The organism is Synechococcus sp. MIT S9220 (genome assembly GCF_014304815.1).
Taxonomy (GTDB): Bacteria; Cyanobacteriota; Cyanobacteriia; order PCC-6307; family Cyanobiaceae; genus Synechococcus_C.
The window spans coordinates 1,751,976-1,763,151 of sequence record NZ_CP047958.1 but is presented as its reverse complement, the minus strand read 5'-3'; the positions used below and the strand labels follow the sequence as shown (position 1 = coordinate 1,763,151).

The 11,176-nt window shown below is 57.4% G+C and carries 14 protein-coding genes and 1 tRNA gene; 4 read left to right on the top strand and 11 right to left on the bottom strand.

What is annotated here, in order from left to right; translation table 11 throughout:
• Positions 1-26 precede the first annotated feature (26 nt).
• On the top strand, positions 27-1,688 hold the full coding sequence (locus tag SynMITS9220_RS09810; protein WP_186988949.1) for a Ppx/GppA phosphatase family protein: 1,662 nt from the start codon (positions 27-29) through the stop codon (positions 1,686-1,688).
• Here SynMITS9220_RS09810 and SynMITS9220_RS09805 read toward each other — a convergent pair.
• Positions 1,672-2,469: a helix-turn-helix domain-containing protein gene (locus SynMITS9220_RS09805; protein ID WP_186988947.1), complete on the bottom strand. Its 798-nt coding sequence runs from the start codon at positions 2,467-2,469 to the stop codon at positions 1,672-1,674. The two genes, SynMITS9220_RS09810 and SynMITS9220_RS09805, sit on opposite strands and share 17 nt — an antisense overlap.
• A gap of 161 nt (positions 2,470-2,630) precedes the next feature.
• On the opposite strand from SynMITS9220_RS09805, the gene SynMITS9220_RS09800 reads away from it, so the two are divergent.
• Positions 2,631-3,020, top strand: a complete 390-nt coding sequence (locus tag SynMITS9220_RS09800) for a hypothetical protein (protein ID WP_186988945.1) — start codon at positions 2,631-2,633, stop codon at positions 3,018-3,020.
• Between the two features lie 148 nt (positions 3,021-3,168).
• Here the strand turns inward: SynMITS9220_RS09800 and SynMITS9220_RS09795 are convergent, their stop codons facing one another.
• The 7 genes from SynMITS9220_RS09795 to petC all read right to left on the bottom strand — a co-directional run bounded on the left by SynMITS9220_RS09795 (position 3,169) and on the right by petC (position 7,427).
• Positions 3,169-3,360, bottom strand: coding sequence for a hypothetical protein (locus tag SynMITS9220_RS09795; RefSeq protein ID WP_067093121.1), 192 nt, complete (start codon positions 3,358-3,360; stop codon positions 3,169-3,171).
• Positions 3,361-3,581: 221 nt separating this feature from the next.
• Complete coding sequence (locus SynMITS9220_RS09790) at positions 3,582-3,875, bottom strand: DUF1330 domain-containing protein (protein WP_186988943.1); 294 nt, start codon at positions 3,873-3,875, stop codon at positions 3,582-3,584.
• A 305-nt stretch (positions 3,876-4,180) separates the two neighbouring features.
• Positions 4,181-4,252, bottom strand: a tRNA-Val gene (locus SynMITS9220_RS09785).
• Between the two features lie 37 nt (positions 4,253-4,289).
• A complete protein-coding gene (gene cobM, locus SynMITS9220_RS09780; protein ID WP_186988941.1) occupies positions 4,290-5,045 on the bottom strand; it encodes a precorrin-4 C(11)-methyltransferase in 756 nt (251 codons plus the stop codon).
• Positions 5,042-5,893, bottom strand: coding sequence for a prolipoprotein diacylglyceryl transferase (gene lgt / locus SynMITS9220_RS09775; protein WP_186992085.1), 852 nt, complete (start codon positions 5,891-5,893; stop codon positions 5,042-5,044). Before lgt ends, cobM begins: the two co-directional genes overlap by 4 nt.
• Before the next feature lie 20 nt (positions 5,894-5,913).
• Positions 5,914-6,846 (bottom strand): cytochrome f, encoded by a 933-nt coding sequence (petA, locus tag SynMITS9220_RS09770; RefSeq protein WP_186992083.1) that lies wholly within the window; start codon positions 6,844-6,846, stop codon positions 5,914-5,916.
• Between the two features lie 44 nt (positions 6,847-6,890).
• Entirely contained in the window at positions 6,891-7,427 is a 537-nt protein-coding gene (petC, locus tag SynMITS9220_RS09765) for a cytochrome b6-f complex iron-sulfur subunit (protein ID WP_115125104.1), read from the bottom strand.
• Positions 7,428-7,531: 104 nt separating this feature from the next.
• Here petC and SynMITS9220_RS09760 point away from each other — a divergent pair, with 104 nt between their 5' ends.
• A complete protein-coding gene (locus SynMITS9220_RS09760; RefSeq protein ID WP_115125103.1) occupies positions 7,532-7,879 on the top strand; it encodes a DUF3067 family protein in 348 nt (115 codons plus the stop codon).
• On the opposite strand, the gene tatC is transcribed toward SynMITS9220_RS09760, so the two are convergent.
• On the bottom strand, positions 7,830-8,564 hold the full coding sequence (gene tatC, locus SynMITS9220_RS09755; protein WP_115125179.1) for a twin-arginine translocase subunit TatC: 735 nt from the start codon (positions 8,562-8,564) through the stop codon (positions 7,830-7,832). The genes SynMITS9220_RS09760 and tatC overlap by 50 nt on opposite strands.
• Positions 8,565-8,681: 117 nt before the next feature.
• A complete protein-coding gene (locus SynMITS9220_RS09750) occupies positions 8,682-10,400 on the bottom strand; it encodes an NFACT family protein (RefSeq protein ID WP_186988939.1) in 1,719 nt (572 codons plus the stop codon).
• Between the two features lie 63 nt (positions 10,401-10,463).
• Between SynMITS9220_RS09750 and gmk the strand changes: the two genes are divergently transcribed.
• On the top strand, positions 10,464-11,036 hold the full coding sequence (gene gmk / locus SynMITS9220_RS09745) for a guanylate kinase (protein ID WP_186988937.1): 573 nt from the start codon (positions 10,464-10,466) through the stop codon (positions 11,034-11,036).
• A gap of 4 nt (positions 11,037-11,040) precedes the next feature.
• On the opposite strand, the gene psaJ is transcribed toward gmk, so the two are convergent.
• Positions 11,041-11,157, bottom strand: a complete 117-nt coding sequence (psaJ, locus tag SynMITS9220_RS09740; RefSeq protein WP_066905917.1) for a photosystem I reaction center subunit IX — start codon at positions 11,155-11,157, stop codon at positions 11,041-11,043.
• Positions 11,158-11,176: the final 19 nt, after the last annotated feature.

Below are 11,176 nucleotides of genomic sequence, written 5' to 3'. Positions count from 1 at the left end.
TGGGCCCGTCTCCATCACGGTGCGCCATGTCAGGTGCCGAGTCTTCCCCAGCGGCCGCGGTGGACCCCAGCAATCAGACGGCGAGACAGTCATCGCATCGTGATCCGGGTGGATCGCCAAAAGTCAGAACCGTTGCCGCAATTGACGTGGGTACCAATTCCACCCACATGCTCGTGGCTTCGGTGGATGTGGCATTGGGAACGTTCAGCATCGATCTGGCCGAAAAGTCCAATACCCGTCTGGGGGAAAGAGACCCCGAGACCGGTGAACTGACCCCTGAAGCGATGACCAGAGGGTTGGAGAGCCTTCGCCGTTTTCGCGAGCTGGCTGTAAGCCATCAGGTGGAGCAGGTCGTTGTCGCAGCGACCAGTGCTGTACGAGAGGCACCAAACGGGAGGGACTTCCTTCAAACCATCAAAGATGAACTCGACCTGGATGTGGATCTGGTCAGTGGTCCGGAGGAGGCAAGACTGATCTACCTGGGCGTGTTGTCGGGCATGCCTTTCGGCGATCGTCCCCATCTGGTGCTCGATATCGGCGGAGGCTCCACGGAGCTGATCCTGGCGGACGGTCGGGACGCCCGCGCACTCACCAGCACACGCGTCGGTGCCGTGAGGCTGCAGCGGGATTTCGTCAAGGATGATCCGATCCCTCCCCAACGTCGCTCATTCCTGCAGGCGTTCATCCAGGGCTCGCTGGAACCGGCCGTGGACAAGGTGCACCGACGGATCAAGCCGGGAGAGACTCCGGTGCTTGTCGCGACCAGCGGCACGGCAATGGCTATCGGTGCGTTGGCCGCTAGCGAAGACGACCGGCCACCGCTCAAGCTGCATGGATACAAGGTTTCAAGGCAGCGCCTGAACCGTGTCGTGGACCGTTTGGCCGTCATGACACCGGAGCAGCGCCGTGGTCTGGCGGCCATCAACGATCGGCGCGCGGAAATTATCGTGCCGGGTTCGCTCATCCTGCAAACCACCATGCAGATGCTCGGAGTGGATGAACTGGTTCTGAGCGAGCGGGCGTTGCGCGAAGGGTTGATCGTGGATTGGATGCTGCGCCATGGCCTTCTCGAAGACCGCTTCAGTTTTCAAAGCAGTATCCGCCAGCGCACCGTGGTCCATCAGGTGCAACGTTTTGCGGTCAATCAGGCCCGTGCCGAGCGGGTTGCTAGTCACGCACTCACTCTCTACGACAGCACCCACAAGACCTTGCACCGTGATGACGGATCCGGCCGGGATCTCCTCTGGGCTGCAGCCATGCTTCATGCCTGTGGTCAGCACATCAACCTGAGTGCTTATCACAAGCATTCCTGGTATCTCATTCGCCACGGTGAGCTGCTGGGTTATTCCGAATCCGAACATCTGATGATCGCGGCTATCGCCCGTTATCACCGCCGCAGTCTTCCCAAGAAGCGTCATGAGTCCTGGCAGGCGCTTCAGACCCGGGATAACCGCAGGACAGTGTCAGAGATGGCGTTGTTACTGCGTTTGGCCGCTGCGCTGGATCGACGCCCCGATCCCGTGGTTCACACGTTGAAAGCCGAAGTGAAAGGCAGTGATCTGATCCTGGAGCTGGTGCCGGAGCTCGTGAATCAGAACCTCAGCCTTGAACAGTGGAGTCTCGAGAGTTGTGCAGCTCTGGTGAGGGATGTCACCGGTCTGCGCCTCAAGATCAGAGTTCAGGATTGAGTTTGTACCAGCGCACCTGATCGATGGGTCCGAGGGGCTTCGGTGCAGCGTCTCCCTCACTGATCAAAACCAGGTCAGGACGTCCGGGGAGGATCTCCAGTTGTGAATCTGCAGGGAGGATTTTGTTCTCAGAGAGGGTTCCCTCGTACACAACCACGCCTTCGCCATTACGGATTGAGACCCAGCTTGGTTCTGGGCTGCTGATGGAGATCTGTCCTGAGGACTTCTTCTCGGGTGAAACGGGTTGAGGGGGTGTCGCAGTGGGTTGTTCCACCACCGTGACAGCCTTCATGGAGGCAAGCTCAACGGAGCGACGCTGACTGGCCACCACCATCGCTCCACCGGTGACAGCGCCGATCGCCAGAGCGGCCAGGGCCAGGCGTTGCCAAGGCATCACAGGCCTTTTGCTGCTTTCCGAACTCGTCGAGATCCGACCATTGGCGACACCGCTTTTGGCATCAGCACCACCAGGAGCACCGGACAGGTTGGTCGTGGTCTTGGGCGCTGGCAGAACGTCTTGAAGTCTGCTGATCAGGGAGTCGCCATCGAGGCCGAGCTTGGAAGCGACCCTGCGGGTCATCGCTTTGATAAAAACCGGTTCTGGAAGTTTCTCCAGTTCACCAGTCTCCAGAGCCTGTAACTGTTCGCTGCCCATCTTTAAAGATTGAGCCAGTTGATCGCAGCTCAGGCCCTGTGCTTCGCGGGCCTGACGGAGCAGGTCACCGATCTCCTGCAGGGTTGAGACGGTTGCTCCATCTTTCGCCTGCTCGGAATCCGACAACCACATCCGACCCTCACTGAATTCGTTGCAGTGAAATTAAGCTCGATTTTCAGTTCTGTCAGTGCCACGAAGCACACAGAGACAGTTGCCACATCGGAATTCATTCTTTCCTCCCATGGCATGCAGGTTTTCGGTGATCGTGTGAGCGGGAGTTCAGCATGATGAAATCAAGCCGGATCACGCAACTTTTGCTGGCTGCTCTGGTGGACACTCAGATCCCCAATCTCATCCACTTCATCGGGGCTCTGGGCCGCTATGAGTCGCCGGAGTCAGCCTCGCGGGCCTGTCATCACTGGGCTGACTCCGCTGGTCAATACAGCATCCGCAGAACTGGTCTGTGGACCAGCACTTCGCAAAATCCAGTGCGGTTTTGCAAGCAAGAAGCCCATCATTTTGTTGGTCACGAAGTGCCGAAGGAGGGTGCTGCTGAAGTCAGCGACAACCCTGAAGATCCGAAAGGATTTTTGGCAGGTGAAGTGCCAGAGGCGGAGAACTCAGGCAAGCGTTGGCGGTACAGACGCAAACGCTGGTCGCTTGTCATCCCCTTCTGAACATGGACCCAGACGTTCGCAATCTGGTGATTGCTCAGCTGCTTGTGATCGTGATTCCCGTTGGGACATTGTTCGCCATCTGGCTCTGGATGCTCACGCTCCGTCAACGCTGATTCGTCAACGCTGATTGGAGCTGCGCGTTGAAACTTCAAGCAATGCCAATCATCGGTGCCAGCCATTCAGCATGCACTGCTGAGAGAGCAGTCATGTTGAAAGCATGCACTGCTGGATTGGTTTTATCAGCAACCCAGAGCAGCGCAAAAGGCGCATTGAGGGCGATCTGCATGCGCCATCGCCAAGTGATGATCGCCCAGATTCTTTGCAGAATCGGATTCTTCATTCGAAGCATCGAATGACTCAGTAAGTACGCAGATCTTGGCGTATCCACTCACGGAACTGCGGATTGACTTCAGTCGCGATGCCAAGTGTTGCTCATGAGCCAAGAAAAAAGGAGGGTCCCACCCCTCCTTGGTTCGACGCATCTCCGGTTGATGACCCGAAGACGAGTTGATTTTGCACGAAAGTCTTCAAAACATCCGTAGTGATCAACACCTTGAAGATCTAGGCAACTAATTCTTCTGAGATCGACAGGGTGAGCTCCGAGTGGGGTGTGCGTAGCTCAATCAGAGATTGATAGTCCGCTGACTCATAGGCCGATATGGCTGACTGGAGAGATGGGAACTCGATGATCACATTCAAAGAACCAGGGGTGCCTTCACGAACATCACATTGAACATCGCGCACCAGGAATTTGGCCCCGACGCTGGGGAGCCATTCCGTGAGTCGACTGATGTAGGGGACCATGGCCAGTGGTGTGTGAATCGTGCCGGTGCTGATCCAGTAGCCCTTTGCCATGACAACAGAAATCTGATGCACTGAATGTAGTTGGAACTGTGCTGTTAGCAGCTGTGCATGAAGCAGGTTTCTGATCGCTGAAGCGTGATCACAGCTCAACGACAGGAGTGACAACTGAAGACGGCCAAGACCGCATCGTTTGAGATGCATCAGATCCTGTGCTTTGAATCTCGAATGTGAGATCATTAATCTCTCTGATGATTCTTTAATGTCCGGTTTCTCTGGCCTTCGTTAATGCTGATGCCGCCCGAAAACTGCGCTTGATAATGAGATGAAAACCCTGAAAAGCAAGGGTTTGAGGAGCATGGGCGATACTGGATTCGAACCAGTGACCCCTTCCGTGTGAAGGAAGTGCGCTACCACTGTGCTAATCGCCCGATCGTTCAATCTTAAAACACCACCTGTCCGGATTGTTTACCGCTTGGGCCGGAACAAGTGGTCATGATCAGGCGAATAGAGCTTTGATCGCAGATTGGTTGAACGAAAGGCCGGACTGATCACATACAGCGTGGTGCGAATCAGATTGCGATCATGTGTGACCTTTGCCATCTGATCGAGAGGCACCAGATCAAGCGATTCATCAGGCCAGCTGACCCGGTATCCGATGGCGACCGGGGTGTCTGCGGGGTAATGCTCAAGCAGCGTCGACTGGACCTCGTCCACATGGCGGGCGCTGAGGTAGAGGCAGAGCGAGGCTCTCAGGCTGGCCAGGTGTCTCAGCTCTTCGCGTTCCGGAACGCCGGTTCGGCCTCCGCTGCGGCTTAGCACGATGGTTTGCACAAGGCCTGGGATGGTCAATTCCGCTTTGAGAGCCGAGGCGGTTGCCTGATAGGCGCTGATGCCAGGAACCACTTCCACTTCGATTCCTGCATCGGCAAGCCCGCTGACCTGCTCGCTGAGCGCTCCGTAGAGACAGGGGTCACCATCGTGAAGACGCACCACGTTCTTCCCGCTGCTCACACGCTCGATCATCAGGGGAAGAACCTGTTCAAGCGTGAGCGTGCTGGTGCGGATCTTTTCGCAGCCGGCCGGCGCAAGATCCGCGATCTGGGGCGATACGAGTGAGTCAGTCCAGATCAGAACATCAGCATGGGCAATGCGGTCTTCGGCACGGCGGGTCAGTAGATCAGGTGCTCCCGGGCCAGCACCCACGATCGAGATCTTGCTCATGAAGGGTCTGCCTTTTTGAGTCCGGGATCCGGAAGTGGCGACTTGCGTCCATACAGCCAGAACAGCCCCAAGCCAGCGATGGCCATTAAACTGAGACTCATCAGCTGAGCAATACGCAGGCCACCATCACAGAACGGAGGTTGTCCGCCGAGGCAGAGCGGGTCGATCCTCAGCCCTTCGATCCAGATGCGGCCAAGGCTGTAGCTGAGCAGATAGATGCAGCTGAGAGCTCCTGATGGCAGGGAAATTTTGTTTTGGCGGCCGAGCCGGAAAAGCACCATTAACAACACAAAGAGTCCAATGTTCCAGATGGATTCGTAGAGAAATGTGGGGTGGAAGAATTCAGCAGTTTTGAAAACACCTGGCCGGTTTGCTGCGGGAATAAAAAGTTTCCATGGCAGATCGGTGGGGACTCCAAACGCTTCTGAATTGAAAAAGTTCCCCCAGCGGCCAATGGCTTGTCCCAACACCACCGAGGGCACCAACACGTCCAAAACATTCCAGAACGACACCCGTCGCCAACGGCAGAACAAAATCACCGCCAGCGATCCCCCTAGGAGAGCTCCATGGATAGCAATGCCTCCTTTCCAGATTGCGAAGGCATCCCACCATGAGCGTTGGTAGGAATCCCATTCGAAGGCGACGTAATACGCTCTCGCACCGATGACTGCTGCCAGCACAAGGATTGGCAGCAGGTCACTGATCAGATTGGCATCTAGGCCGCGCTGTCGCGCCAGCCAGCTGGAGAGATTGAGTCCGATCAAGACGGCAACTGCAATCAGCAGTCCATACCAACGCAGTACGAAAGGCCCGAGCTGAAACAGCTCGGGCCCGGGGGAGGTGAAAATTGCAGGGATCAACACTGAGCTCAGACACCCTCAGCGGCTTGCACCTTCTCAATCTGCTTCTTCTTCAGAACCAACATGATCTGGGCCAGCGAAACAGCTGCGAAGAACGCCAACAGACCATAAATCCGAACGGGGTTCTGAAGCACAACTTCAGCATCAACCTGTCCGAAACCACCCACATTTGGATCGTCGGTCAGGGGAGTACCCGCTTCAATGGCGTCTCCGACTCCGACAACCAGAGCAGGACCCACGGGAATGGTTTCAGTGGCGGTCTCGCCGTCCGCGCTAGCGATGCTGACGATCTTGGCCCCATTGTCGCCGTCTTCAATTGATGAGACGGTTCCAGTAGCGGGAGAGGTGTAAACGGTGTTGTTGCTCTTTTCTCCGGTCGGATAAACCTGGCCACGGCCTCGGTTACCCCCAACGAAGATCTGATATTTGCCGAAGTGGATGTTGCTATCTGTGGCTGGATCCGGTGAAAGGACAGGGAAGACGATTTCCTGGTGCTGATCACCTGGAATCGGACCTACAAGAAGAATGTTGGGTTGATCGTCGCTGTACTGCGTGAAATAAACACCTTCGGTTTCCTCCTTGATCTCATCGGTCCAGCGGTCCTGTGGGGCCAGGGTGAAGCCATCGGGAAGCTGGATGACAGCTCCGACCTGTAAGCCAACATCGCTGCCGTCGGCTCCGATTTCCTGGAGCCCTTGCTCATAAGGAATTTTCACTGCCGCCTTAAAGACCGTGTCAGGAAGAACGGATTGAGGAACCTCTGCCTGGGTGATTTTCTTGGCGAGGTGGCAGTTAGCACACACGATTTTGCCAGTGGCTTCTCTTGGCGAGGCGTAGTTCTGCTGAGCCCAGAAGGGGTAAGCCCAGCTGCTTGTTGGAGCCGTGAACACGGCAAGGCCCAGGATCAGGGCTGCGAAAAGTGAGGGGAGAATGCGGCGCATCGGAGGCGTGTTTCGGGAGAGATCGGTGGGCAAAAGGTTCTTGATCAGCCCCACCAGGGCTTCTCACCTGTTCGGAAGTCGGTTTCGGTCCATTGGCTCACGAAAACGTTGTCGTCCTCAACGCTCACATTGGCCAGGGCCAGTGAGAGTGGCGCCGGACCTCTCACAACTTTGCCGGTGGCGTCGTATTGGCTGCCATGACAAGGGCACATGAACTTGTTGGCGCCACTGTTCCAGGGCACAACACAGCCCAGGTGGGTGCAGATGGCATTGATGCCATAACTGCCGATGGCATCTTCCCCTTCAACGATCAAATACGTGGGATCACCCTTCAGACCCTGAACAAGGCTGCGGTCACCTGTGGGGTGGTCACTGAGCCAGCCGCTGAGTGTTACGGGGTTACCGAGCTCATCCTTGGCACTGGTGCCTCCGCCGCTTCCTGCAGCCCGTGGAGGAATGAAGTAATTCACCACCGGATAGAGCGCTCCGAGGGCGACGCCGGTCACGGAGCCGAAGGTCAGCAGATTCATGAACTGCCTGCGGCCCATTCCGGGCACATCAGCGGCTGGCATCTGAGTCATATCTGACGTTCGTTGGGCACTGGATGGGGCCCATTATGGGCTCTATTAGGTCATGTCACACTTTGCGGAGACTGGATTTTCATTGATGTTCAAGGTCTTGTTCAGTGCGCACTGATCACTCCTCCCCGCTGGAGTCGCGCCCTCTGAGCGTCGATGAAGTTATCGACCTTTTGCGCTCTCGCTGGCAAGCCAGCTACGACTTGCAGCTGGTCACCAGGCGCAGACGGATGTACTTCCAGGTCATGTGGGCCTATCTCGAGCAACAGTCCTTCCCATTGGATGAGCCTGACTACCGGGCTCATCTCGCGGAAGTCTTGGAAATTGTGAATCGACTGGGGGAAGCTGAGACTGTCCGGGACTGGTTGCTCACGACGCGGGACAAGCCGCGACTTGGAAAGGCGCTTAGTCTGCAGCTGCAGGGGGAGGGGACTCTGGAGGAGTTTCTGCTCTGAACCGTTGAACCGCTGCGACAAGAAGCACTCCGATCAGGTACAGAGCGGTGATCGCCCCAGCCAGCAGCAACATGGTGACCGGGTCTGTCGACGGCGTCAGGACAGCGCCGGCAAGGGCTGAGATCAACACGACCCAGCGCCATGCTGAAAGCATGCGTTGCCAGTTGACCAGGCCGAAGACTCCCAAAAGAAGCTGCAGAACAGGCAGCTGAAAGGCCAGTCCCGTCGACAGCATCAGCAAGAGCACGAAGTCCAGATAGCGCTCAATCGACCAGATGGGCTCCACAACATCGGCGCCGTAGCTGACGAGAAAATTCAGCGCAGCAGGCACTAGAGCCCACCAGGCAAAGGCAAGGCCGGCCAGAAACAGAACGGCTGATCCAGCTACCGACGGCGCAATCAACCGGCGCTCTCCTTGGGTCAGGCCTGGCAGAACAAAGGCCAGCCCCTGATACAGCACGTAGGGCAGTGCCAGCGTGAGTCCTGCATAGCCGGCAACTTTGAACGACACGAACAAAAATTCGCCAGGAGCCAGTTGCAGGAAGCGGATCGAACCAGCAGGCTCTTCCAGAATTCTGACCAGAGGACGCACCGCCACAAGGCAGGCCAAGGCACAGACAACCACTGCGGCAAGACTGCGCAGCACTCTCTGACGAAGCTCCTCCAGGTGGTCGACCAGAGGCATTTCCACGTCGTTGGGGGGACCGGCCTGAACTCCGATCCGAATCGGCGGCGGCGGTGACAGCTTCGGGGACTCTTCAGGCGTGATCGGCGTCAGAGGTGAGCGAGCAGTTTGCTGGTGTCAGGCTAGGGGTTCCCAAGCTTCAAGGGCTTTCTGTGCACGGTCCGGTTCCGCCCAGACCAACTCGGCTTGACGATGTCTCACGGTTCCTGGAGCAGTGCCCGGGATTCTCTGTAGATGTTCCACTCCAGTCATGACCACCGGCACACGTCGATTGCCTTTCGCCCGGCTGAACCAGGCGGCAAGGTCTGCCGCAAGCTGCAGGTCTGGTTCGCCAGCGGCCGCTTCTGAGGCCTTCAGCACCACGTGGCTGCCTGGACACTCCTGCGCGTGAAACCAGAGGTCCCCTGCACGAGCTTGACGCAGGCTGATCCATTCGTTCTGGCGGTGGTTACGCCCCACCTGAATCACCAGTCCATGCTGTGAGCGGATCTCCAGTGGCTGAGGTTGCCCCGGTGGCGGACCGCTACGGCGACGGCGACGGCGAGGGGTGAGCAGTTCCTCCAGTTCAACCTTCAGCTCAAGCAATTGTTGGTTGCGGTCGCCGGCCTCGTCCCAGTCCGCCTGCATCAGGTCTGCCAGAAAGCCTGCGCTGCCGTCAATTAGTGCGAGGCGTTGATCGTGGTGGACCAGTCGCTCTTCGATTAAGGGAATGGACCTGCGCAGTCGCTTCGCCCGTTGGTAAAGCTTCTGGGCCTGCTCAATGCTTCCCCTGTCAGGAGCGGCCTGACAGAGAATGGCATCGGCCTGACGTTGCAGATCATCGGCGCCGCCAGTGGCCTTCAGCCGCTGGACCTGCTCGAGGCGCTGAGCCTGTTCTCGTTGTCGGCTCTGTTCCAGAAGTTGTTGCAGGTCCTGGCTTTCTTTCAGCAGTTGTCGCTCGTTGAGATGCTTCCGGTAATAGAGCCCTAGACGCAGGCTGAGTGATTCGCTGTTGCTCGATGAGTCGGCCGGGTCGTTCCAGACGCGATAGCCGCCAGCCTCATCCAGCTGAAGGATGAAGTCGTCACAACTGAGTTGGTTCAGCCATCGCCTCCAGCGCGTATGAAGCAATTGCCATTGCTTGTCGCTGATCTCTTCGACAGGAGTGCTGGCTGAGAGCGGTATCGGTGCCTGATCCTTCGAGGAGAAGTTGATGAGTTGCTTCGTTAGCGCGGGGCTGATGCCTTGATAGGTGTCGCGCAGCGCTTTGCCGAGACCGACCGGCACCAAGGTCAGTCTGCGCCGCCATTGTTCGAACGGTTCCTCGCAGCTTGGCGGCAGGCTCTGCAGTGCCGGTGGTGGGAGATAGGGGTCCCCAGTGCTGAGCGGACGGACCCGTGACTGGTGCTGTCTGACCTGCCTGGCAATGGCGGTGATCCGTTTCTGGTCATCGAGCAGCAGCACATTGCTGTGACGTCCCATCAGCTCCAGGACCAAAGTGCGCACGCTCACCTCGCCAGGGCGTGGAGCGAAATGAAACAGCACAACCCTCTCAAAGTTTCGCTGCTCCAGGTCCACCAGGGCCAGCTGCCTGAGTCCGTGTTGAACCTGTTGAGCCAGAGTGCTGCCACTTCCAATCCGACTCGGTGGTGGAATCTGAACCAATCTGGCGGCGTCTGCCTGCCAGCTGAGTTCCAGCCAGACCATTCCCTTGAGGGTTCTGAAGCCCAGCTGCAGGCTCTGCTGATTGGGTTGTTGTGCTTTTTCAAAGCGACTTGGAATGATCTGTGCTCGCAGATCTGCCAGCACCGCCCGAAGGCTGGTGAGGTCCATCACCTGAAGCGTGCTCTTCGCCATCGCTGACGGGTGGCCTTTCGATTGGGGTGCCTTCCTACCCTGCTGCTTGACCGCACACAAGCCATGGCAACGATCGACCGCCGCGCCAGGCTCGCTTTGCTCACAGGCCCAAGCGGCGTTGGCAAAGGGACTCTGGTGGCACGCCTACTCGAGCGTCATCCCCAGCTCTGGCTTTCGGTTTCCGCCACCACCCGTGCTCCAAGAGAGGGTGAACAGGATGGTGTTCATTACTTCTTTCACTCGCGTGAATCGTTTGACCAACTGGTCAGCGAGGGAGGGTTGCTGGAGTGGGCTGAATTCGCCGGCAACTGCTACGGAACACCCAAGCAACCGGTAACGGAGAGACTTGAGCTAGGCACTCCTGTCTTGCTGGAAATTGAACTCGAAGGTGCTCGTCAGGTGCGTCGTAGCTTCCCTGAAGCTCTGCAAATCTTTCTTGCACCTCCAAGTTTTGAAGAGCTCGAACAACGAATCCGCGGCCGCGGCACCGAGATGGAAGCCGCGATTGCGAAGCGCTTGGATCGCGCCAGAACTGAACTCCAAGCTCAGCAGGAATTCGATGCTGTTGTCATCAACGATGACCTGGAAACCGCTCTGATGGATCTAGAGCGGTTGATGGAGCTTGCCGAGGCCTGAGCGATCAGAGCGGGTGGAACAGCAGGTCTGGGAAGAATCTGTTCCACTCGATCAGGATGCCCGCAGTCAACGTGAACCAGATGGCGGCAACCACAGGTGCAGTGGAGAGAAATTTTTTCATCGTTGAACAGTTCAGAGAG

Excerpts from the sequence above, each read along its gene's own strand:
- cobM (WP_186988941.1), bottom strand. The coding sequence starts at position 5,045 with ATGAGCAAGATCTCGATCGTGGGTGCTGGCCCGGGAGCACCTGATCTA.
- SynMITS9220_RS09795 (WP_067093121.1), bottom strand. The coding sequence starts at position 3,360 with ATGAAGAATCCGATTCTGCAAAGAATCTGGGCGATCATCACTTGGCGA.
- gmk (WP_186988937.1), top strand. The coding sequence starts at position 10,464 with ATGGCAACGATCGACCGCCGCGCCAGGCTCGCTTTGCTCACAGGCCCA.
- SynMITS9220_RS09810 (WP_186988949.1), top strand. The coding sequence starts at position 27 with ATGTCAGGTGCCGAGTCTTCCCCAGCGGCCGCGGTGGACCCCAGCAAT.
- petC (WP_115125104.1), bottom strand. The coding sequence starts at position 7,427 with ATGACTCAGATGCCAGCCGCTGATGTGCCCGGAATGGGCCGCAGGCAG.
- psaJ (WP_066905917.1), bottom strand. The coding sequence starts at position 11,157 with ATGAAAAAATTTCTCTCCACTGCACCTGTGGTTGCCGCCATCTGGTTC.
- SynMITS9220_RS09800 (WP_186988945.1), top strand. The coding sequence starts at position 2,631 with ATGAAATCAAGCCGGATCACGCAACTTTTGCTGGCTGCTCTGGTGGAC.
- SynMITS9220_RS09790 (WP_186988943.1), bottom strand. The coding sequence starts at position 3,875 with ATGGCAAAGGGCTACTGGATCAGCACCGGCACGATTCACACACCACTG.
- SynMITS9220_RS09750 (WP_186988939.1), bottom strand. The coding sequence starts at position 10,400 with ATGGCGAAGAGCACGCTTCAGGTGATGGACCTCACCAGCCTTCGGGCG.
- tatC (WP_115125179.1), bottom strand. The coding sequence starts at position 8,564 with ATGCCTCTGGTCGACCACCTGGAGGAGCTTCGTCAGAGAGTGCTGCGC.
- petA (WP_186992083.1), bottom strand. The coding sequence starts at position 6,846 with ATGCGCCGCATTCTCCCCTCACTTTTCGCAGCCCTGATCCTGGGCCTT.